The following is a 22,467-nucleotide window of genomic DNA, read 5'->3' on the forward strand; positions in this document are numbered from 1 at the left end:
ATTATGCTGGGCTAATTTAATGAAAATAAAAACACGTCATGTATTGTTGTTGGTTGTGTTGTTGCTGGTTTTACACTTTTTTTATAAACCAAATACCGCTGTGGTTGAAGTAAATAACTATACGCACAAAGCTGAAAATGCTGAGAGTTATACGCATGTGTATACTACTGAAACCGTTAATTATAAGCGTGTTGATAATGTAGCTAGTAAAGTAAAAGCTCAGCCAAAACCTGCCCCAGTGCAGCAAAATAGTTGCGAGTTGATTCATGATCCTGAAGAACTTGAATACGCGCAAAGTGAGCTGTCGCAGTTAAACGATAATCTCGATTTTACAGCCGAAAAATTTGATATAGGCCCTTACACCTCTGTTAATTTAATTACCCCTAATGTAAATAGCGATTACCATAAAACGCTGCGTATTCGTTTATTTGAAGCATACGAAAAGTATCAAAACTTATTTGGTTTATACCCCAACAAATCCATTTTAATGAACTTGGTTGTATTACCTAATAATTATTACGACGATTATGTGTCGCGCTTTGGGGCTTTACCAAGCAACAATGCGGGGATTTACTTTGGTAAAAATAATACGGCGTTAGTGAGGTTTGATGAAGCCGATCCGCAAAGTAATTTACGCGTAGCAATTCACGAGGCAATGCATGTCATTAATTTTAATTTAATTGGCAGTACCCCTAGGTGGTTAAACGAGGGAATAGCTGAGGTTTTTGAAAACACGCTGATTTATAAAACTAACCGAACTATTGCTATTCCTACCTACCGTGTACGCCGTACGTATATGGAGTTTAGGTCGTTAATTGATTCAGAGGCGTTGTGGGAGCAGCAGTCTTACCGTGGCGATTTATACGCAAATGCGAATAATTGGTTGGCGTTTTTTATTCAGCATAAGCAGGGCAGAAGGGTGTTAAAGGCGATTGTGCAGGCTGAGGCTAAAAACCCATGCAATACGCTTGAGAATGAGGTGATTTTAAATGCGCTTTCTACCTATTTTATAGATTACGAGCAGGCGTATTTAGTGTGGTTAAAGGCGTCGAAGCAGGTTGAGGGCGAGTTTATTCCTGTTTATTAAAGTGTGTTAGTTATTTAAAAGCTTAATGCACAAAGAGAACAAAATGAGGAGTAAATGAGAAGAGCTGGGCTACTTGATCACTTCTCTAAAAGCGAAGCGTCTCTAAACCTCTTTGTGAATCATTGGTTTTAAAGATGTAATGCACAAAGAGAAGCGAATGAGGAGCCAAAGTGAATAGGGCTATTTTTAGCTTGGTTTTGTAGACGTAGAGCTTGCTCACGTTAGAAGCGCAGCTTCTTGCTAAAAAATAAATATCACCACAGAGTACACCGAGGCGCTTCGCGCTACACAGAGTTAAAAATATTGGGTTGGTAACTTTTTCTGATCTTCTCCTTCACTTCTCCGTGGTAACACAATCATTTTATTAACCCCCGTAAAAGCGTTGCTTTTAAACGCCAGCAAGCTGCGCGCCTACCAGTAAATTTAGAAATAATGAGCTTATAAAACTGTAATGCACAAAGAGGAGTGAATGAGGAGTAAATGAGTAGTCAAAGCGCGAAGTAAAATTGCATCTACAAATATTTAAATTACGGTTGCCTATAATTTAAAAAGCGGTGGTGCTTGCAAAACAATGAGGCAATTAATGCCATTAATCGCCTCATTGAATGAGGCAATTAAATCATATAGACTGAAGTTAACTAACTTAAGGGCTAAAGACTATGTGGATATGGCAACAACAAAACTGGCCAAACTTTACGTGGGATTATGCGTCGCTTGCTCCCTTACTAAGTGAACTTTCATATAACCATGGCTTATTAGTGGGCCGTATGGGCGTGCAAAGTGCCCATCAAAAGCAGCAAGCTCTTGATACTTTATTAGCAAATATTATTCACTCTAGTGCGATTGAGGGCGAAAAGCTTAATGCATTTTCGGTTCGCTCTTCGCTCGCTAAAAAGCTCAATATTAACGAGAAGCCTTATCCCACAACTGTGCAAAGCGACAATCTTGCAGAAATTATGCTTGATGCAATAACTAACACAGATTCAGCGCTTGGTTTAGAAAGGGTGCTTAACTGGCATCGTTTATTATTTGCAGATGAGCAAAGCTTGTTTACTAATATTGAGGGCGGGCAGTTGCGTGGCGGTGAGCCAATGCAGGTGGTATCAGGGCGTTTAGATAAACCGGTATTACATTTTACAGCGCCACCTAAAAAGTTAGTAAACAAAGAGCTGTCGCTATTTTTTGATTGGTTTAACAACACGCAAAACGATCTACAAATAGACCCTTTTATTCGTGCTGCTATCGCACACTTGTGGTTTGTAACAATACATCCGCTTGAAGATGGTAACGGGCGCATAACACGACTTATAACCGACCTGGCTTTAGCACAAAAGTATGCAGAGTCTATTCGGTTTTATGCTATGTCGGTGGCTATTTTAGACGATCGAAAAAGCTACTACGAGGTGCTAGAAGCCACGCAGCGTGGCGGGCTTTGTATAACACAGTGGATTAAATGGTTTTTAAATACGCTTAATAATGCGATACACCATACGCTTAAAAATATTGAGCAAACAGTTTTTAAAACTAATTACTGGGCAAGTAAAGAGCAAACAAGACTAAGTGAGCAACAAGTAAAAGTAATTAATAAATTACTAGATGGCCAATTTGAGCACGGAATTAGTGCCAGTCAGTATCAAAAGGTAGCTAAAGTCAGTCGTGCGACTGCCACACGGCATTTAGCCGATTTACAAACATTAGGTTTCATAACAAAAACAGCTGCCGGTGGGCGCAGTACACGTTACACAGTTGCTCAATGAGGCAATTAAATGGCTATTTGACTCATTAATTGAGGCAAATAGGTGTGTTTAAGTTAAACGAGTAGTGCTGAATGCTTTAATTAAAGCGAAAGGTAAACTTTCGTCCATAAATTAAAAGCTTTGCTTTTAGGGCTTTAATGCACAAAGAGAAGCGAATGAGGAGTAAATGAGAAGCCAAGCCATTTGATTTATTGGCTTATTAATCACGAGTCACTTGATCACTTCTCTAAAAGCGCAGCGTCTCTTACCCTCTTTGTGAATAATGGTTTTTAAGGGTTTTAATGCACAAAGAGAAGCGAATGAGGAGCCAAAGTGAGTAGGGCTATTTTTAGCTTGGTTTTGTAGACGTAGAGCTTGCTCACGTTAGAAGCGCAGCTTCTTGCTAAAAAATAAATATCACCACAGAGTACACCGAGGCGCTTCGCGCTACACAAAGTTAAAAAATATTGGGTTGGTCACTTTTTTTGATCTTCTCCTTCACTTCTCCGTGGTAACACAATCATTTTATTAACCTCCGTAAAAGCGTTGCTTTTAAACGCCAGCAAGCTGCGCGTCTACCAGTAAATTTAGAAATAATGAGCTTATAAAACTGTAATGCACAAAGAGGAGTAGGGTTGTTACTCTTTTGTTTGTAGCTTTTTAGCGCGTTCTTCTGCGTCTATTAGTGCTTGTGATTTAGGGGCGCGTTGTTTTTCTTCTATTTTGGGTTTTTCGGCTGAGTTTGGGTCCCAACTTGCGTCAAGTGATAGGTTGGCAAATGGGTTGCTGTTATCTGCTTTTTTAGGCTCAGCTGCAGGGGTCTTAGGCTCTGCTTTTGTTTCAGATGCTTTTGGCTCTGGTTGAATTGTTTCAGGGGTGTTTTGTGGTGCTGGTGGCTCCGGCTCAGTTTGTGTTGGCTCTGTTTTACGTGGTTTTTTCTTTTTGCCGGGCAGTGGTGCATTAGGATCGAACGTGCGTACTTCGGGCTCTTTAAAGTCGTGTTCGGTTTTAAATGCAGGCGCTTCTGGCTCGGGTTTATCTAAATTTGCAGGTGTACTTGTTGGTAGCGGCTCAGGTGCTTGCTCTGCTGGTTGTTCAGTTTTTTCTATAGGCTTTGCTGGTGTTGGCTCTGGTTTTACTGGGCTGTGCTTACGCTGTTTTTTTACTGGTTTTGCATCCGGATCAAAGTCGCGTACTTGCGGTTCGTTAAAGCTGCTGGCGTTTTTAATACGCTCTAACGTAGTTTTAGCTGCGGCTTCAAACTCGGCGGTATTAGGTTGTGGTTTTTCTTCGCTTGGTTTGTCATTAGTAACGGCGTTGTTAGTAGGGGCTTTTGGCTCGGCTGTTTCTGTAGCCGATTGCTCACTGGGTGCCGGTATTTTTTGTGTGGTTTTTGGTTGCTGTTGCTCTGAGGTTACATTAGCTGTTTGTTTTTCGGCGCTTTGTGTATTTTGTGTTTGCGTACTAACTGCTGTAACGGCTGCGCTGGCATTGGTTTGTTTTGCGCGGCGCAAACGAATGATCACCATTGCGCCAATAAGCACAACCAGTACTAGTACAAAACTTGGTAATAATAGCGAGCTAGGTTGCTCGCGCGCTGGTTGTGGGGTAATCACTGGCGCTGGTTTTATCACTGGCGCTACTGTTGGCTCTGTGGGTTGTATAACCGGTGTCGCTTGCTCTGTTACTTGGCTTTGCGCTGGCTCTTGTACTTTTTTTGATTCTTCCTCAAGCACTTGTGCTGAAGCTTGTTCTCGTTTTTGAGTTGTTATTGGCTCTGCTAGCGTTTGGTTGTTAGCTGTGTTGTTAGGCTCGTTTTTTTCAGTAGGTGTAGGTTGTGTAGGCTCTACATTTATGGTCACTTCACTTGCGTTAGCGTCAATCATGTCGCTAATTTGCTGTTTTTGCTCATCGGTTAAGTTAAGTGTTTTTTCGTCAATTAGCCCATCGGTGGTTTGGTTGGTGGGCTCAATAACCGGAGCAGGTTGCACATTGTTTGGTTGTGGTTGGGTTACTATTACGCTTGGCTCTGGCTCTTTTACTACTGGTTTAGGCTGAGTAAGTACTTGCTTAGGTTTGTTGCAATGTTTTTTGTAGTCACGCGCCGCTTTACGGTATTTTTCGCTTGTTTTGTTATTACTGTATTGCTGTACTTCTTGCTTTATAAGTATGCACATTGCTTCGTTATAAGCAGCGCTATTAACACTATAAAATAAGGCAAAACAAAGCGTCAGGCGTGTGAGTAAAGTGGTCATAAGGGCGGTTAGCGTTTAAACATTAATAAGTTGATTTTAAGCGTAAAATTAAAAATTATCTAGGGGAGTATTACGCTTAATGGCGGGCGATTATGGCTAAGCTTATTTGCTTTAATACTAAAGCTTAGCCAGGCAGTTAATAAATCGCGCTGAGTGAGCGCTATTTTATTAGCTTATTACCATTAGGCTGCGGTATTCGTCGTAGGCAAATTGGTCGGTCATGCCGCTAATGTAATCTTGAATTAACCGGCATCGGTAATAAAATTCGTAGGCTGCAAAGTGGTCTGGCTCTTCTTGCATAGCGTCTATGGCATGTTGGTAGCTGTTTAGGTGCTTTTTAGAGAGCTTTTTAACAAGCCTTGATTCTATTAGTAGGCGTTTGTCGCCATTTAGTGCGCGTTTAAAGTCGTCGCTTGTTAATTGCAGTAGTGGTTTGTAGCTGTCGAGTAGGCCGTTAATAATTCTGTAGCCTTGTAGCTCAAGCTTTTCTACTTCTTTATCTGAAAACACATGCGCTTGGGCAACTTGTTTAAGCGTTTGTGTTACGGCGTGCAAGTGGCTTCGGTCTTCTAGTAGGGCATGGTTAAAGTCGCCGTGATAAATGGGTTCTATGTTTTCTATAAAGCGTTTTGCGGCATGGTTAACCAGCGGGTGCAGCAGGGCTACACGCAGGTATATAAAAAATTCGCTATTAAAGTTATATGGTTGTGCTTTGCCACGCTCTAGTGCGTAGTTTACCGCTTTGCTAACAAAGTCTTGGTGTTCGGTGTCGTCAATGGTTAGGTTTATAAGTACTTTTTGATAGTGATTTTTAAGCACGGTGCACAGTAGCTCAATGGTTATTATGCCTTTTTCTACTGCGTCTTCTATGTCGGCTAGGCAGTACGATATATCGTCGGCGGCTTCCATTATGTAACTGGCCGGATGGCGACAGTAGGGCTCTATGGTTAACTCGTTTTGTAATGCTTCAATAAAGGCTTTTTCACTGTAGTAGTAGCCTACTTTTTTCATTAAATAGTTTTTATTTTGGGGTATGTCTTTTACATCAAGCCCTGCTGGGCGGGTGTATTTTAAAATACCTGCACTTTGGCTGTAGGTTAGGTTAAGGGTTTGCAACGAGTGAATAATACGAATGCCTTGGGCGTTGCCTTCAAAGTTGCAAATGTCTTGCGCTAGGTGCTTAAAAATAACGCCTATGCCAGTGTTTGGCTCGCGGCATCGCTCGGGCGTTACACTGGCTAAATTAGTATTAAACCAGTGGTTTATTGCGGCTTCGCCAAAGTGGCCAAAAGGTGGGTTGCCAATGTCGTGCATTAGGCAAGCCATTTCTACTAGGCTTTCGAGTGGGCGCTCTAGGTCGGTTAAGCCATAATTTTTTTGTTGCTCAAAGCTTAGGTTGGCAAAAATACGCTGTACAATAAAGCGGCCAACTTGTTGCACTTCAAGCGAGTGGGTTAACCTTGAACGCACAGCGGCGTTTCGCTCAAGCGGAAATACTTGTGTTTTTTGTTGCAAGCGACGAATAGCGGCGCTGTTCATTATGCGGCCACGGTCGCTTTCGAGCGCCATTTGTAAATTAGAGGTGGTTCTGTACATACGCGCGGGGGTTATTTTTTTACTAAAGTCGATAGTCATCGGTGTCCTTGTTTAGTGGCGATGACTGGCGAGGTAAATGCGCGTTGTCATTCGTTTTTAATACTTACTAGTTAATATATACACCTAGAGGAGTTAGGTACAGGTGCTTGTATCATTTAAGGCCTGGCAATTGTATTATAAAGTTATATTTTTCAGTATTTAACGTATTTTAATGTAGGCGAGTATTTGTAATGAAGTATGGATTTGTAAAGGCGATGATGTGGGCACTTTTGGTGTTAACCAGCCATACTGCGTTTGCAGCAAAAGAGCAAACGGTAGTACTTGTGTCGATTGACGGTTTTAGGTGGGACTACATTGAAAAACACGGTGCACCTAATTTAAAAGCTATGGCCGATAAAGGCGTAAGGGCACAAAAGTTAATACCGGTTTACCCCACAAAAACGTTTCCTAATCATATTTCTATTGTGACTGGGTTATTGCCAGTGAATCACGGCATTGTTGATAACAAATTTTGTGACAAAGCGCGTAATAACGAATGTTACAGCATGGGTAAAGCATTAGGCGACAGTACGTGGGTAAAAGGCATTCCGCTGTGGAACTTAGCTAAAATGCAGGGGCTTAAGTCGGCGGCGTATTTTTGGCCTGAGTCGGATGCGCGGTTTAATGGTATGACTCCCGACTATTTTTATCATTACTCTAAGCATAGTGAGTACCAAGGCCGGGTTGATCAAATTATTCAGTGGTTGAGCTTACCTAAAGCGCAGCGCCCTCGCTTTGTTGCGAGTTATTTTTCGTTAGTCGATAGCATGGGGCACGAATTTGGCCCCGACGCACCACAAACACGCGATGCAGTTAAACAGCTCGATACGTTAATGGGGCAGTTACACGCGCGTTTAAATAAATTAGAACAAGATGTGAACTTAGTGATTGTGTCGGACCATGGTATGGCGGTTGTTGATCCTGATAAAAGCATTTTGTTGAACACGTTACCTAGTGATGACGGTTTTATAGTTAAAAATACGGGGCCGCGTTTACTAATATATGCAAAACCCGAAACCAGCATAGCCGACATAGCCAATTACAAAGCGCGTTTAAGCGAGGCGGCAAATGGCCGTTATACAGTGTTAACTGATGAGCAGTTGGCTGGGTATCATTATAATAAAGGGAGCCGTGTGGGCGATATTATTGTGCAAACTAACGCGCCTGCTGTATTTACCGGTAAGGGTAAGTCGACTTATGTTGGCACACACGGTTACGCTTACACAGACGACATGGCAGCCACGTTTATTGCAACTGGGCCTGCATTTAAACAAGGTGTAAGCCTTAAAAAAGTAAATAACCTCGACATATACCCAGTGCTTGCAAAAGTAATGGGCTTAAAGCTATTAAATAAGGTAGATGGCGATGGCAAAACGTTAATGCCGGCTATTAAGCAAAAGGTTGTTGTGCATTAAAAAGAGCGCATAACGCGCTCCAAAGGGGCTAATGCTAATCCGCAAAATATATCACTTAATTAAACGGATTAGACTAACAAAATAACGTAAGCGGGCATTACATATGCCCGCTTTTTTGTGCTCATTTATTTAAAGTTAGCAATACTTGTTTTTGTAGCCGTTACAGTGCGAATTGCGTATGCCTGGTTTGTAATACCGTAAGGAATACCGTTTACGCTCCAATTTGGGTTAGAGAAGTAATCGTACTGTGTTGCGCTACCAAATACTTGTGGGTACGCCATGATACTTGCAAACTCGTTTTGTACACCGTGGCCCATGCCGTCAGTGTAAACACCACCCGACGTATCACCTTGTTTACGTGAATGCGCTAAGCCTTGGTTATGGCCTAGCTCGTGTACAAATGTGCTTGCGCCACAATCAATCGCTGTAATTGAGTACATACGATCGCTCATTGAGCTGTAAAGGTTGCCGTTTGTACCTTGCCCAACCCACGCTAAACCACATGAAATTAAGCCAGCACCTGCACTTTGACCCATACCTAGCACTGCTACCATATCGGCTTTCCAGCCTGTGCGTAGGTTATCTACGTAGCTGCTGTTTGTTACTGCATTAAGCCAATCTTCAGATGGAGTAATTGCGTAGTCGCCTAAGTTTTGCGAGCCCACTAAACGCAGCGTAATGTCTACGCCATTTTGGCTGTAAACTTGATTACTAAACGCAATAAGCTGGTTAATTTTTGTATTAATATTGCTGGTTGCTGCAGCCGACTGGTCGGTATATAAAATACCAATATCGATTGTTTCTGCTTGAGCTGTGCTTGCAGCGCACAATGCAGCTGCTACTGCTGTTTTGATGATTGCATTCTTCATTGTTGTATTTCCTTACTCTTGTAGTGGTTAATATAGTTATTATTAAATTTTGCTTAAGCATAACGAGCACGCTTAAGCAGCCATTTAATGGGGCTTAATATAAAAATTTAGGTAATAGCAATCCGCGATAGCACTTAATTAAGCGGGCGGAATAAGTGATTAGCCGTCGGTTTTAGGCGCAAACATATCGCCAGTGTTATCAGTTTTTGGTTGTGGGGCACTTACGTCGTGCTCAATATGGCTTTTATATAAATCGCGTTTAGCGGCTATCCAGCCGTATTGGCCTCTGCTTTCAAATACGTAGTTACCAGAAGGTGCGGTAAATTGGCCGTATATAGCGTCTTTCCCAACGGTAAGTACCGTGTTGTGCATACGTCCGTCAACGCCAAGTACTTTTCCAAAAATGCTTTTGTCACCATTGGCCGACTCAATAACGTTAGTGACTTCGGCTGTATAAGTTTCGGTTGTTTGTGGAATAGCTAAATCAAAGTTTTCACCTGTTTTTAGTGCTTGTAAAGTGGCTAAATCAAACTCTATGTAGGCCTCGTTATTAAGATCGGTAGGCAGTACTTTGGCATTGGTAAGTACTGCTTTGGCACGATCTGATAAGCGGTTTACCGCGTCAAAGCTTTCAAATGGAGCTGTTTGTTCTATTTTAGGCGTGGCTTTTATAGGGTCTTTACTCATATCAATAGGCGCAGGCGCTTTGGTTGTGCGTGTTTTTTGCAGATCAATAGGAACAAAATCGATCGCTATTGGAGCAGTAGGCTCCTCGGCTTTTTTGGTCTCAATTATTCCTTTGTAAATGGCAAATGCGAGTACCGCAGTAGCAATGGCAGCAATGATTAAACGCTTCATTTGTTTCTCTTTTGGTGTTTTTGGTTAACTATTTGTTACGTTTTATACTAAGTGAGTAATTAGATCAAGTTTGGTTTTATAGTATTAATGTATTGTTTTTTAATTTTTTAAGTTGTTGTAAAGTAATGGTTAGCTTGTTTTTAGTACATTTTAGGTATTGCTTTTTGTAGGCTTTATGCGGCCTGTGGCGCTTTTATAGGTACTGGTTTGTTTTTTAAAATGCAATAATTTAAAGGCTCAAAATTTTTTAAAATAAAAATGAAAATAATTCACGATTCTTACACTAATAGTTAATTGCATTGTAAAAATGAGCAACGTATGTTGTGTGCATAAAAATAAATGCAAGAGGGATATATGGCGTTTTCAGATCAATTACTTAACCGAGCAACCGCTGGATTAGTGGCTGTGATCATTGGTTTTGCAAGTTCCATTGCATTAATTTATCAGGTTGTGATCACTCTAGGGGGGACGCCTGATTTAGTTGCGAGCTGGATTTTAATGCTAGGTTTAGTAATGGGAACAACCTCAATTGGTTTATCTTACTATTACAAAGTTCCTGTTTTAATTGCATGGTCGACCACTGGGGCTGCTTTGCTTATATCAAGCGCACAGGGATATAACCTAAACGAGGCGGTTGGAGCATTTATGTTTGCCGCGTTGTTGGTTTTTTTGTCGGGTATAACGGGTTGGTTTGAAAAAATAATGAACCGAATACCCAGCGAACTTGCCTGTGCCATGTTAGCGGGCGTGCTGGTTACTTTTGGTATTGATGTATTTAATTTTATGAATGATATGCCCTTAGTTATAGGGTTAATGGTATTGGTTTATTTTGTAGGTAAGCGCTTTTTTGCGCGCTTTGCCATGCTAAGCGTGCTGATTGTGGGGGTGTTATTAGCGTGGCAATTTGGCCATGTAGATACAAGCGCATTGCAGTGGAAAATGAGTCACTTTACCTATATTGCGCCTTCGTTTAATTTACAAGCCTGTATAAGCATTGGTTTACCTTTATATATTGTGACAATGACCTCTCAAAACTTGCCAGGTATTGCTGTGTTAAAGGCGCATAATTACAAAGCGCCTATTTCGGCATCGCTTAATGTGACGGGGCTGGTAAATGTACTTTGTGCGCCGTTTGGGGCGTATTCAATTAATTTAGCTGCGATTACGGCGGCTATTTGTATGAGTGATGAGGCTGATAAAAACCCGGATAAACGCTATTGGGCAAGTATTTCAGGCGGTGTTTTTTACATTTTAATGGCGTTGTGTGCTGCAACTTTAGTCGGTTTGGTGGCTAGTTTGCCGCAGGCACTTATTTTGGCGCTGGCGGGTATCGCTTTGTTTGGCACTATTGCAAATAGTTTGCAGCAAGCGTTAACGGGTTCGCAATATACCGAGGCTGCAATAGTGACGTTTTTGGTTACGGCGTCTGATTTAACGATGTTTTCAGTAGGATCTGCTTTTTGGGGAATTATAGCGGGCGTATGTACAGTAATGATCACTCGTAAAGGTTAATGACGGTGGGTTACTTAAAAGCGCAGCGCCTTTTAATCTTTTTGTGAATAATGGGCTTTCAAAACTGTAATGCACAAAGAGGAGTAAATGAGAAGAGCAAAGCTACTTGATTTAAGTTATTGGTTTTAATAACGAGTCACTTAATTACTACTCTAAAAGCGCAGCGTCTCTTACCCTCTTTGTGAATAATGGACTTTCAAAACTGTAATGCACAAAGAGGAGTGAATGAGGAGTAAATGAGCAGCTAAAGTGACAAGCGGTGTTTTAGTTTATTTTTGTAGACGTAGAGCTTGCTCACGTTAGAAGCGGCAGCTTCTTGTTATTTAAAAATAAATATTACCACAGAGCACACTGAGGCGCTTTGCGCTACACAGAGTTAAAAAATATTGGTTTGGCCACTTCTCCTGGCCTTCACTTCTCGGTGGTGAGTTAATTATTTTATACCCCGTAAAAGCGTTGCTTTTAAACGCCAGCAAGCTGCGCGTCTACCAGTAAATTTAGAAATAATGGGCTTATAAAACTGTAATGCACAAAGAGGCGTGAGTGAGGAGTAAATGAGAAGAGCAAAGCTACTTGATTTAAGTTATTGGTTTTAACAACGAGTCACTTAATTACTACTCTAAAAGCGCAGCGTCTCTTGACCTCTTTGTGAATAATGGGCTTTTAATATCGTAATGCACAAAGAGAAGTGAATGATCAGGGCAAAGCCAATGTTTAGTTTGTTTTTGTAGACGTAGAGCTTGCTCACGTTAGAAGCGGCAGCTTCTTGTTATTTAAAAATAAATATAACCACAGAGCACACCGAGGCGCTTTGCGATACACAGAGTTTAAAAAGTAGTTATTAGTCACTTCTCCTGGCCTTCACTTCTCGGTGGTGAGTTAATTACTTTATACCCCGTAAAAGCGTTGCTTTTAAACGCCAGCAAGCTGCGCGTCTACCAGTAAATTTAGAAATAATGGGCTTATAAAACTGTAATACACAAAGAGGAGTGAATGAGGAGTAAATGAGAAGAGCAAAGCTACTTGATTTAAGTTATTGGTTTTAACAACGAGTCACTTAATTACTACTCTAAAAGCGCAGCGTCTCTTGACCTCTTTGTGAATAATGGACTTTCAAAACTGTAATGCACAAAGAGAATAAAATGAGAAGTAAATGAGCCGGGCAATACCAATGTTTAGTTTATTTTTGTAGACGTAGAGCTTGCTCACGTTAGAAGCGGCAGCTTCTTGTTATTTAAAAATAAATATAACCACAGAGCACACCGAGGCGCTTTGCGCTACACAGAGTTAAAAAAATAGTTATTAGTCACTTCTCGGTGTTAAGTTAGTTACGTTTACGAATAAATCGACTAAATGTAAAAGCGTTGCTTTTAAACGCCAGCAAGCTGAGCGTCTACAGGTAAATTCAGCCATGGCATTGTAAATGATGGGCTTTTCACTAACTCTAAAAGCGCAGCGCCTCTTAACCTCTTTGTGAATAATGGGCATAAAAAAAGGCGTTAATATTAACGCTTTTTTTATATTGAGTTGATTACAACATTGGTTTTAACACATCAAATATGGCTTCAATGTGGTCGTCTCTGTCGTTTAAAGCTGGGATGTAGCGGTATTTTTCGCCGCCAGCTTCTTCAAATATTTCGCGGTTTTCGCCTTCTAACTCTTCTAGTGTTTCAAGGCAGTCGGCGCTAAAAGCAGGGCTTATAATTGCCACATCTTTAATTCCTTCGGCTGGCAGGCTTTCTAGCGTTGCATCTGTGTAGGGCTTTAACCATTCTGCTTTACCAAATCGGCTTTGAAAAGTGCTAATGACATTGTCTTTATCAAGGCCAAGCTTTTCAACAACAAGTCGCGTTGTTTGTAAGCACAGGCAATGGTACGGGTCGCCGTTGTCTAAAAATAGTTTTGGCATACCGTGGTACGAAAAAACAATTTTTTGCGGCATCCCGTTGGCTGCTAGATCTTCGCTTATGCTATTAGCTAACGATTCAATATAAGTGGTGTTTTTGTGGTAACCGTTTATAAAGTGAAGCTCAGGCACCCAGCGCCATTTGCGTAGCACGCTTGATACGGCGTCAAATGTAGACCCTGTTGTAGGGCTTGAATACTGCGGATACATTGGCATGATAATTATGCGCGTGAGGCCTTTGTCTCTTAGCTCTTCAAGGCCAGCTTCTATTGAAGGGTTGCCATAACGCATGGCCATAACAACTTCGGTGTTTGTGTAGCCTTTTTGCTTTAACAATGTGTTGAGCTTTCCGCTTTGCTGGCGCGTAATGTGCGTGAGGGGCGACCCGTTTTCTGTCCAAATACTTTTGTATAACTTTGCTGAACGTTTTGGACGTACTCGTAAAATAATGCCATGTAATATGATCATCCAAACAAGGCGTGGTATTTCTACTATACGTGGGTCAGATAAAAACTCGCGTAAGTAAATACGCAGTGCCGCCGCCGTTGGGGCGTCTGGGCTCCCTAAATTAGTAAGTAATATTCCCGTTTTTTGATTAAAACGCCCGTCGTGGGGATTGTCGGTTACGGCAGAAAATCGCGACACGTTGTGCTCCTTCAAGCAAAGTTATATGTATATTTTAGGCTTATTGTAACGAAAAAAAGCCTGCTTTAGATCAATCATTTAGCGCTTTTAATCATAATTCTGAAGGGGGTTGGTTTTTTTGCTTCAAGTTGTTGTAACTTTTCAATTGATTTACGGCTAAACACATGGCCTTTGGGCAGTAACATAATGCCAGTGTGGCTTTGTATCGAGTTCCCTAATACCATATTTTCTTTAAGCTCTTGAGCATTACAAATAGTGACCGAACCCGCTGTGCTTTTCTTCTCTTTCATTTTGTTGTGGCTGGCTTCAAGTGCTCGCACAATTTTTGGATGATAAAACGTACCGCTGTAAAGTTTTATAGTGTCGAGTGCATGCTGGTGGTGTTCGGCCTCGTTATCGCCCACACTTTGTTCATAGGCTTCCCAATAATCACGTGCAACGCTTAAAACCATGGCGCCAATGGGTATTTCGTTACCCGAAAGCCCTTTAGGTAACCCGTTGCCGTTATAGCGCTCATATTGATAGTAAATAGCATCAGATACATCGTGTAAATGCAGTGCAGGCATAAGCATTAGCTGCGCGGTGCTTGGATGTGTGTAAAAGGTTTTGCGTTGTACTTCGGTTAGTTTGTTCACTGGTTTTTTATAAAGATCGGGGTCCATGGCTAGCAATCCTATTTGTGCTAGGTAACCCGCAGTTGGCGCAAGTTCGATACTTTTTTGCGATGCATTTAGATACAAGGCTATATGCGTACAGGTATTGGCAATGTTTTGTGCTCTGTTGCCATCGAGATAAGGGTTTGCATTGATAAAATTGTAGAGCAGCTCTACGGTAGATTTATGCTCGTTTTTTTCTCGTTCATTTGCTTTTTCAAGCTGCCTGAGCACTTGTTTTATTTGCTTTGTACGTTTTTCTACTCTGAGTTCTAACGACTGATTCAGTTCGGTTAATTGCGCATTTTGCTTTTTGACATGCGCTTGAAGTAGTTCGTTGTGCTTTTTTAAGCGAAACTTTTCAACTGCTGATTTTATAACCCCGATTAAGTGATCGTTTTGCCAAGGCTTTTGAATGTAGGCGTTAATACCCCCATCGTTTACTGCACTAACCGTTGACTCTAAATCAGAATAGCCCGTTAGCAAAATACGTTGAGTATCAGGAGCTAGCTTTTTTGCTTTGGCTAAAAACTCTGCGCCGCTCATTTTGGGCATACGCATGTCACTTATGACCACATCAAACTGTGTGGCTGTCATTTTTTGAAGTGCGTCGTGTCCGTCGGTCGATACAAACACATTAAATTTGTTCATTCGTAACAGCCGTACAAGTGACTTTAAAACACTTGCTTCGTCGTCTAGACATAGAATGTGGGCAGGTCTGTTGTTAAATTCTTCTAGTTCAGAGGTTTTTTGCATAAAAGTAAAGCCAGCCAAATCTGATATACGGTTAAATTTAGTCTAACCTCGGCTTATAAACAACTGAATTGGCGGATTTTATTAATCGCAACAAACTTTATTAAAGCGTCAATTTAAAATGCATAAAAAAACAATTAAAACCCAGCATAAAAGGCGAATTTTAGGCTATTTTTTTGCAGAAATTACTAATTACTTCTACTCTAAAACAGAAGGTTACGTACTAATATTGTATAGCGAGGACTGTATGCCAATACCGGTTACAATAGCTGATGACTCAGCACTTTCAAGAAAAACAATTAAACGCGCACTTCCTGAAGATTGGGATATTACAATTCACGAAGCCAAAAATGGGGTTGAAGCGCTAGATGCTGTGCATGCCGGGTTAGCAGAGGTACTGTTTTTAGACTTGCAAATGCCACAAAAGGATGGCTTTGAAGTGCTAAAAGAGCTGCAGCAAGAGCATCAAAAAACCATTGTTATAGTGATTAGCGCAGATATTCAACCTGCAGCACAGGCGCTTGTTAGCTCTATGGGCGCTTTTAGGTTTTTACAAAAGCCTTTAAAAGCCGACCAATTACGCGAAACTTTGCTGGATGTTGGCTTGTTATGATTGAAATAAACGAAGACGAGCGCGATGCGCTTCAAGAAATAATGAACATTTCTATGGGGCAAGCGGCCGATGCGCTTGCTCGACTTATTCAAACCAAAGTGTCTTTGTCAATTCCTGCTATTCAAGCAATGTCTCCTGAAGATTTTCAGGGAATGATTAATAGTCTTTCAAATAACTGGTTTGCACGACAGTCGTTCACGGGCACTATTCGTGGTGAAGTGATAATGAGTATGCATAAAGACGGTTGCAATGCGTTGGCTGAAGTAATGGATTTTGACTTACCGCTTGATGAAGCCGCAACAGAAGAGCTTGTTTTAGAAATTACCAATATTTTATCTGCTGCTTGCCTACAAGGCTTTACCAGTCAGCTTGAGTTATCAACGCAATTAAATATGCCTGCGTTTTATTATCCGGTGCAATCTGCTCACAGTAATGAGTGGTCGTCTATTTTAATTATAGAAGTTGAATTTTTTATTGAGCAAATGCAATTTGATGCGCGCATACTCATTGGCTTAAGTGAAGGGTCTATTGAACAGCTGTTAATACCAATCAAAGCCTTATTGGAGGATTGATGGAAAAAAGCGAGTTTGAACGCGTCATTGAGCAACTTCCTATTGGTGCCTGTATTATAAATCAGGATATGACAATCACTTTCGCTAACCCTACGTTTTTAGGTGGATTAACCATTCGCCAACCCGATTTAGTTGGCCAACCTCTATTAACTGTATTTGAAGAACAAGCGCGTTTTTTAAAACGTAAAATTGACAGTGTATTTATTTTAAAAAACCCAAGCTTTAGTTACTGGCAACAACGCCCCCATGTATTCCCCATGCGAAGCAGTCGCCCTATTACCGGGGATGAGTCGCAAATGTACCAAAATGTGCAATTTATGCCGCTATCAAATGAAAATGCCGAGGTTACGCATGTCAGTATTTTTGTGACAGATGTAACCGCAGAGGCCAGTTATTTTATTCAGCAATCTGATTTAAAAAATGCGCTAGAAGACGAGCATCAACAATTAAAGGCACTGCATCAAGAGTTAAAAGTAGCGCAAAAGAAAATGCTGCAATCAGAAAAAATGGCGTCTATAGGTCAGTTGGCCGCAGGGGTTGCACATGAAATTAATAACCCAATAGGGTTTGTGAGCTCAAACCTAGAAACGCTCAAGGATTATGCGTTAAAACTAATAAAAACAACGCAGACGCAAAAAAAAATCATTGTAAAACAGGCTGAAGATCGCTTTATTAAATTACTTGAGGATGTATACGAACGCCAGGGTGTTGACTTTATACTAGAAGATTTACCGGAGCTACTCGATGAGTCGCTAGATGGTGCAGAGCGAGTTAAAAAAATTGTTAATAGCTTACGAGATTTTGCATTAAGCGATGAAGAAAGCTGGATGGAAGTGGACTTATGCGCTGAGATTGAGTCTACTTTGATTGTGTTAAAAAATGAGCTCAAATATAAAGTTCAAATTGAAAAGCAGTTCCCTGCAGAGCCTGTTTTTTTATGGGGTAAGGCCAGTAAAATACGGCAACTCTTGTTTAATACTATTTTAAACTCGTTACAAGCGATGGTTTCTGGAGGAACACTGACCATTGAGTGTAAGCAAGAACAAGACAAAATAAAGCTTATTATTGAAGACACTGGCGCAGGTATTGCTGAGTCTGATTTAGAGCGAATTTTTGATCCCTTTTTTACAACCAAAGAGGTTGGGCAAGGTACTGGCTTAGGCTTGTCTGAGGTGTACACCATCACTGAAGAGCACGAAGCAAGTGTTGATGTACTGAGTAAAGTGGGTGAAGGCAGTCGCTTTGTGTTTGTTTTCAATACCCCAAAAAGTTCATGAGCTAAAAAAACAGCGCTAAGAGAGGCATGTTTTGTGACTAAAGGTTGATTGAATAGTGTTGCTGGTATTGTTTATTATTAGCTAATTATATTGGGTTGGTATTTTTTATTATATTAATTCTTTATGGTTGGGTTGGTGGTTTGTAGATAGCAAGTGATATATTTGCATTAGGGTTACATGTTATTTAAATGTAAATTACTGTTACCCTATCATTTTAATGACGGCAGGCTTTTTAAGTACTGTTGTATTAGCTGTTTCGATCTTTTTTAAGATTGAATAACAATAGGAGCCAATAGTGGAACCTAGTATCCTTTTGGTTGATGATGAAGTTAATGTTTTGCGCTCTTTACGGCGTGTATTGCAGCGTGCCGGCTTTAAGGTAAGTTTAGCCGAAAGTGGCCCTGAGGCGCTTGAATACTTAAAAACAAGCGACGTATCTATTATTGTGACTGACTACCGAATGCCTAATATGACAGGGGCTGATTTACTTCGAGAAGTTAAAATTCACTGGCCAGAAATAATAAATATAGTGCTTAGTGGTCATGCAGATTTTAATTCGGTGGTTGAGCTTCTTAACCAAGGACTGGCGATTAAGTTTTTACAAAAGCCTTGGAATGAAAATGAACTGATAACAACCATTGAACAGGCGCAACAACTCTATTGCAAGCGTATTGCTCAGCACGAGCGTGACCAACTACTTTTAGGTAGCGTTACCGCACTTATTGAAATAGACGAAAATGGTAAAATAAACCGTTTTAATGCGCCTGCGCAGTCTTTGTTTTCAGGCTTATACAGCTTTGTTGATGATTACATAATTAATATAGACGCACAGCCAAATAAAGACGACTTGACGGCCTTTTTGAGTAATCAAACCAATATGTTATTTATTGCTCGTAAATGCGCAGAAAGCGAAAAAGAATACGAGTTTATTTTGGAACGCTATTGGTCTGATGATTTTTGTCAGTTGCTTAAGCTGTCGGTTAACCCTAGTAAGTCGAGTGACAAATTTTTAATAGAAAGCTTTGGTGATTTTTTAATTAAAGAACCTGTTTTTTATCAACAGCTAAATGAGTATGAAGGTGAAAACACTAGCTACACGGTTATTTTTATCGGTATTGCTAAATTTGAACTTATTGCTGATTTATTAGATTACCAAAGCGCTTACGAGTTTACACATTTGCTTGCAAAAGTATTGCACAATACCTTTGGTGAAAAGGTAAGAATGTGTCAAAAGCATTCTAACCAGTTTATGTTATCTGTACCTCACGCAAGTAACGATGCCACATTACTTGCCGCTCTTAATAAAACAATGAGCTTATTTAGCGATGCGATACCCCAGCGTTATAAAGGAATGAGTTTAGAGCTTTATGGGGTTTACGGCATTTTTCCTGAAGATGTTTTGTCGGGCAAGGAACTTATAAATCATCTTAGCCTGAACATGAATTACCTAGCAAAAAAACAGCAACGCTTTTTTACACGCTTTGATGCAGAGTTAGTAAACGATTACCGAAAAAACTTTGAACTAAGTAGGCTGCTTTTTAAAGCAATTGATAACGAAGAATTTAGTTTATGTTTTCAGCCAAAAATAGATTTAAAAACACATAAGGTAAGTGGTGCTGAGGTGCTTATTAGGTGGTATGAGCCGACAAAGTATGGGTGGGTGTCTCCGGCTTTGTTTATTCCTATTTCTGAATGTGATGGCCAGATTATCGCTATAAGTCGATTTGTAATTTCACAAAGTTTTAAACAGCTTAAGCAATGGAACATGCAAAAAGTTGAAGTAGGTAAACTCGCTATAAACCTTTCTGCTCGGCAAATTAAAGAAGACCCTGAATGGATAGACTTTATGCTTGAGTCTCTAAATGAGAACAACCTCAGTGCATCAAACATTCAGTTTGAGTTAACAGAAACCTACTTAATGGATGATCTAACAAAATGCCAACTGCAAATAACCAGATTAAGAAGCTTAGGGTTTGAAGTCCAAATTGATGATTTTGGTATAGGTTATTCATCACTTGCGTATCTTTCAAAGTTATCAATCGATGGCATAAAATTAGATAAGGAGCTGATAAGTGGTTTAGATTCATCCCTTGAAATGCAAAGTATGATCAGAAACATTGTGCGTATGTCCCATGATCTTAATTTAAAGGTGATTGCAGAAGGAGTCGAGACGGCTCACGAATGTAAATTGGTAGAAAGACTTGGCTGTGATTATATTCAAGGTTTTTATTTTTCTAGACCTTTGCTTGCGGATGAGTTTTATGATTACTTAATAAATACAAATGTGCGCGGTGATGAATGAAAACAATGAGAGTAGTTTTATTTGACGACGAGCTGTTTATATTAAAGGCGCTACATAGAACTATTAACAGAATATACCCCGCTGCTGACGTTATTACGGTGAGTGAAATAAATGAATTTTGGTCTGTGCTTAAAAATAATAAATCAATAGACCTAATTATAAGCGATTACTTAATGCCGCACGTTAATGGATTAGATGTGTTAGAGCGCTGTTTAATTGAAAATTCGTACCCAGTGAGGGCTTTGCTCACGGGGGACTCGTCGTTAACCGAAAAAATGCGTCAATGTAACGTTGTGCATATGTATCTTGCTAAACCATTTAACAAAGACGATTTAATACTTTTGTTTAACAATGTGGCAGAATTAAAAGCACTACCGTTTTCAGAAAGTATGAGAAGAAAACTGGGGGCAATGTCTAGCTTTCCGGTTTATCCTTCACTGCTGCAAGAGCTCAATACGCTTATTGATAGTGGAGAGTTTGACCTAGCTGAAGTAGCCGAGCTTGTCTCTAAGGAGCCTGTTATTGTTGCTAAGTTGCTGCAACTTGCTAACTCGGCCTATTTGGGCTTTACACGTAAAACAGTCTCTATAGAAGAGGCCGTTTCTCGCCTTGGTACGACTATTTTATTGTCAGTTAGTACATCATTATTAATGGCAGAAAATTTGCCTCCTTCTGTATCGGCCATCGATCACGAAAAGCAAATACCTGTTGCGACACATTATGCTAGTTGTGTTAAAAAATTTGCACAACATATGGGTATGAATCTAAAAGAGCAGGCTTTGCTATTTTCAGTGGCGCTATTGAGTTTTGTTGGTAAATTAATAAATGTTGAAGAAGTGACGGACCAACACGAATTAACTGAGCCTCAGCAAAGTATAAATTACCTTCATGTATCTGCTTATATCATGAAATTATGGGGGCAGAGTACGCAGGTGTGCGCATTAATTTTAAACTCCAATGAGTTAAAAACCCCCGCTGATAATTTGAGTAATACCCTTTATATTGTTCATCAAAAGCTATTTCATAAGCAGTCTAACGAGGTCCTTATTGTTGGTTGTCAGCAACAGGGGGTTTGTTCATCCTTTTGTGAAGCAATAAATACGTTTGAGTGGGAAGTGCTTTAAGTTAGTCTGCCTGTTTATTGTCAATTTACACATTTATTTACAGAACAAAAAGGAGATCTGGTTGCGTATTTTCAGTTTGGCAACTAAATATTAGTAATACAAGCTATAGGGATACTGGCATGAATGAAGTAGAGAGTCATTTAGAAAGTGTATGTTTAAACGATGAAAAAAACCTTAAGTCGTTACAAAAGCAACTAAGTGAAAAAGAGTCCGAATTAGCACGGTATAAAAAAATGCTTGTCCAGAGTACTAAAATGGCAACATTGGGTACGCTAAGTGTTGATGCGGCTTCGGAAATAAGCACCCCATTGTCACAAGCAATTAATACGATAGATAACCTTAGCCATAGCAGCCCAATAATCTCCACATTACTAAATATCAGCGAGCAATACTTAAACGGTGAACTCAAAGAAAGCCAGTTTAAACACGAGCTCGACTTACTTAATTTACAACACCCATTTGCTTGGATTGGCAATGACTTGTCGACCAAAATAAAAGACAGCGCGAGCACCTTAAGGCAGGTTAACTATTGCGTTCAAAATTTACTTAATTTTTCTGAATCTAATGAATGTCATGCAGTGCAGCTCGTCAACATAGTCGATGTTGCTGTAAATATGCTTAAGCTTCTTGAAAGTCAGCTATCGCTGTGCGCTATAAAAACCGATTTTGAAAATGTACCGCCTATTTATTGTAATTTAGCTTCAATTAATCAGCTTTTTGTTAATTTACTCATTAATGCCCGAGAAGCCTGTGAGCATAATGACACCAAAGGGTGCATTGTTGAAGTGCGTGTTTTTGAACAAAATAGCTTTATTTGTATTGAGATAAAAGATAACGGTTGTGGTATGACAAACGATGTACAAGAACAGATGTTTTACCCTTTTTTCACGACCAAAGAAGTAGGAAAAAATAGTGGGATGGGGCTAACTCTTGTGCACTCAATAGTGCAAGAACACGCAGGAAAGATACAAGTTAACAGCATAATAGAGACAGGTACGTCCATTTTGTGCTCGCTTCCTTTAAAAGCATAAGTTAATAAATAAATACTCAATGTAAATAATGTGTTAAGTGTTTATTTTGTAAGTTTAATTCCTTGTTTGCATTAATTTTAGCCTTTTTGGTGTGTTTTTTTCTTAAGTTGAACTTTATTTGCATACTTAGGCCTTTAATTTAAAATTTTTCATTTCTTTTTATTTGCTAATGTTGCTAGGATGTTCCTCATTGGTGATGCTAAATCGCCAAATAAACTATAAGA

The 22,467-nt window shown here is 40.1% G+C and carries 16 protein-coding genes; 10 read left to right on the forward strand and 6 right to left on the reverse strand.

The genetic code is table 11. The annotated features are described in order from the left end of the window. The first annotated feature begins 19 nt into the window (after positions 1 to 19). Positions 20 to 1,087: a DUF1570 domain-containing protein gene (locus tag MTF67_RS06630; RefSeq protein WP_248519066.1), complete on the forward strand. Its 1,068-nt coding sequence runs from the start codon at positions 20 to 22 to the stop codon at positions 1,085 to 1,087. Positions 1,088 to 1,746: 659 nt separating this feature from the next. Further along, a complete protein-coding gene (locus tag MTF67_RS06635) occupies positions 1,747 to 2,844 on the forward strand; it encodes a Fic family protein (protein ID WP_248519067.1) in 1,098 nt (365 codons plus the stop codon). Positions 2,845 to 3,461: 617 nt separating this feature from the next. Here MTF67_RS06635 and MTF67_RS06640 read toward each other — a convergent pair. Beyond that, positions 3,462 to 5,078 carry a cell surface protein gene (locus MTF67_RS06640; protein ID WP_248519068.1) on the reverse strand — a complete coding sequence of 539 codons (1,617 nt, stop codon included), beginning with the start codon at positions 5,076 to 5,078 and terminating at the stop codon, positions 3,462 to 3,464. A 168-nt stretch (positions 5,079 to 5,246) separates the two neighbouring features. Beyond that, complete coding sequence (dgt, locus tag MTF67_RS06645) at positions 5,247 to 6,713, reverse strand: dGTPase (RefSeq protein WP_248519069.1); 1,467 nt, start codon at positions 6,711 to 6,713, stop codon at positions 5,247 to 5,249. A 191-nt stretch (positions 6,714 to 6,904) separates the two neighbouring features. Between dgt and MTF67_RS06650 the strand changes: the two genes are divergently transcribed. Then, a complete protein-coding gene (locus tag MTF67_RS06650) occupies positions 6,905 to 8,128 on the forward strand; it encodes an ectonucleotide pyrophosphatase/phosphodiesterase (protein ID WP_248519070.1) in 1,224 nt (407 codons plus the stop codon). Positions 8,129 to 8,253: 125 nt separating this feature from the next. On the opposite strand, the gene MTF67_RS06655 is transcribed toward MTF67_RS06650, so the two are convergent. Both MTF67_RS06655 and MTF67_RS06660 read right to left on the reverse strand, forming a co-directional pair. Next, the gene (locus MTF67_RS06655) at positions 8,254 to 8,997 is read right to left on the reverse strand and encodes a reprolysin-like metallopeptidase (protein ID WP_248519071.1); all 744 of its coding nucleotides are present in this window, start codon (positions 8,995 to 8,997) and stop codon (positions 8,254 to 8,256) included. A gap of 159 nt (positions 8,998 to 9,156) precedes the next feature. Continuing rightward, on the reverse strand, positions 9,157 to 9,855 hold the full coding sequence (locus MTF67_RS06660) for a hypothetical protein (RefSeq protein WP_248519072.1): 699 nt from the start codon (positions 9,853 to 9,855) through the stop codon (positions 9,157 to 9,159). A 354-nt stretch (positions 9,856 to 10,209) separates the two neighbouring features. On the opposite strand from MTF67_RS06660, the gene MTF67_RS06665 reads away from it, so the two are divergent. Further along, positions 10,210 to 11,367 (forward strand): benzoate/H(+) symporter BenE family transporter, encoded by a 1,158-nt coding sequence (locus tag MTF67_RS06665; RefSeq protein ID WP_248519073.1) that lies wholly within the window; start codon positions 10,210 to 10,212, stop codon positions 11,365 to 11,367. Between the two features lie 1,531 nt (positions 11,368 to 12,898). Here MTF67_RS06665 and hemH read toward each other — a convergent pair. Together hemH and MTF67_RS06675 are read right to left on the reverse strand one after the other, a co-directional pair. Further along, positions 12,899 to 13,918, reverse strand: coding sequence for a ferrochelatase (gene hemH, locus MTF67_RS06670; RefSeq protein ID WP_248519074.1), 1,020 nt, complete (start codon positions 13,916 to 13,918; stop codon positions 12,899 to 12,901). Between the two features lie 74 nt (positions 13,919 to 13,992). Continuing rightward, a complete protein-coding gene (locus tag MTF67_RS06675; RefSeq protein ID WP_248519075.1) occupies positions 13,993 to 15,327 on the reverse strand; it encodes an HD domain-containing phosphohydrolase in 1,335 nt (444 codons plus the stop codon). A 118-nt stretch (positions 15,328 to 15,445) separates the two neighbouring features. Here MTF67_RS06675 and MTF67_RS06680 point away from each other — a divergent pair, with 118 nt between their 5' ends. From MTF67_RS06680 to MTF67_RS06705, 6 genes are all read left to right on the forward strand, one after another. After that, complete coding sequence (locus MTF67_RS06680) at positions 15,446 to 15,937, forward strand: response regulator (RefSeq protein ID WP_248519076.1); 492 nt, start codon at positions 15,446 to 15,448, stop codon at positions 15,935 to 15,937. Beyond that, complete coding sequence (locus MTF67_RS06685; RefSeq protein ID WP_006793514.1) at positions 15,934 to 16,509, forward strand: chemotaxis protein CheX; 576 nt, start codon at positions 15,934 to 15,936, stop codon at positions 16,507 to 16,509. The genes MTF67_RS06680 and MTF67_RS06685 overlap by 4 nt, the downstream gene beginning before the upstream one ends. Beyond that, positions 16,509 to 17,786, forward strand: coding sequence for an ATP-binding protein (locus MTF67_RS06690; protein WP_058429388.1), 1,278 nt, complete (start codon positions 16,509 to 16,511; stop codon positions 17,784 to 17,786). Before MTF67_RS06685 ends, MTF67_RS06690 begins: the two co-directional genes overlap by 1 nt. A gap of 295 nt (positions 17,787 to 18,081) precedes the next feature. After that, positions 18,082 to 20,088, forward strand: a complete 2,007-nt coding sequence (locus MTF67_RS06695; RefSeq protein WP_248519077.1) for an EAL domain-containing protein — start codon at positions 18,082 to 18,084, stop codon at positions 20,086 to 20,088. Beyond that, a complete protein-coding gene (locus tag MTF67_RS06700) occupies positions 20,085 to 21,212 on the forward strand; it encodes an HDOD domain-containing protein (protein WP_248519078.1) in 1,128 nt (375 codons plus the stop codon). Before MTF67_RS06695 ends, MTF67_RS06700 begins: the two co-directional genes overlap by 4 nt. A 119-nt stretch (positions 21,213 to 21,331) precedes the next feature. After that, complete coding sequence (locus MTF67_RS06705; protein ID WP_248519079.1) at positions 21,332 to 22,243, forward strand: ATP-binding protein; 912 nt, start codon at positions 21,332 to 21,334, stop codon at positions 22,241 to 22,243. Positions 22,244 to 22,467 lie beyond the last annotated feature (224 nt).

Origin of the sequence: Pseudoalteromonas sp. 2CM32C (genome assembly GCF_023161925.1) — a bacterium.
Classification (GTDB): domain Bacteria; phylum Pseudomonadota; class Gammaproteobacteria; order Enterobacterales; family Alteromonadaceae; genus Pseudoalteromonas; species Pseudoalteromonas marina.

Excerpts from the sequence above, each read along its gene's own strand:
- MTF67_RS06630 (WP_248519066.1), top strand. The coding sequence starts at position 20 with ATGAAAATAAAAACACGTCATGTATTGTTGTTGGTTGTGTTGTTGCTG.
- MTF67_RS06635 (WP_248519067.1), top strand. The coding sequence starts at position 1,747 with ATGTGGATATGGCAACAACAAAACTGGCCAAACTTTACGTGGGATTAT.
- MTF67_RS06640 (WP_248519068.1), bottom strand. The coding sequence starts at position 5,078 with ATGACCACTTTACTCACACGCCTGACGCTTTGTTTTGCCTTATTTTAT.
- dgt (WP_248519069.1), bottom strand. The coding sequence starts at position 6,713 with ATGACTATCGACTTTAGTAAAAAAATAACCCCCGCGCGTATGTACAGA.
- MTF67_RS06650 (WP_248519070.1), top strand. The coding sequence starts at position 6,905 with ATGAAGTATGGATTTGTAAAGGCGATGATGTGGGCACTTTTGGTGTTA.
- MTF67_RS06655 (WP_248519071.1), bottom strand. The coding sequence starts at position 8,997 with ATGAAGAATGCAATCATCAAAACAGCAGTAGCAGCTGCATTGTGCGCT.
- MTF67_RS06660 (WP_248519072.1), bottom strand. The coding sequence starts at position 9,855 with ATGAAGCGTTTAATCATTGCTGCCATTGCTACTGCGGTACTCGCATTT.
- MTF67_RS06665 (WP_248519073.1), top strand. The coding sequence starts at position 10,210 with ATGGCGTTTTCAGATCAATTACTTAACCGAGCAACCGCTGGATTAGTG.
- MTF67_RS06675 (WP_248519075.1), bottom strand. The coding sequence starts at position 15,327 with ATGCAAAAAACCTCTGAACTAGAAGAATTTAACAACAGACCTGCCCAC.
- MTF67_RS06680 (WP_248519076.1), top strand. The coding sequence starts at position 15,446 with ATGCATAAAAAAACAATTAAAACCCAGCATAAAAGGCGAATTTTAGGC.
- MTF67_RS06685 (WP_006793514.1), top strand. The coding sequence starts at position 15,934 with ATGATTGAAATAAACGAAGACGAGCGCGATGCGCTTCAAGAAATAATG.
- MTF67_RS06690 (WP_058429388.1), top strand. The coding sequence starts at position 16,509 with ATGGAAAAAAGCGAGTTTGAACGCGTCATTGAGCAACTTCCTATTGGT.
- MTF67_RS06700 (WP_248519078.1), top strand. The coding sequence starts at position 20,085 with ATGAAAACAATGAGAGTAGTTTTATTTGACGACGAGCTGTTTATATTA.
- MTF67_RS06705 (WP_248519079.1), top strand. The coding sequence starts at position 21,332 with ATGAATGAAGTAGAGAGTCATTTAGAAAGTGTATGTTTAAACGATGAA.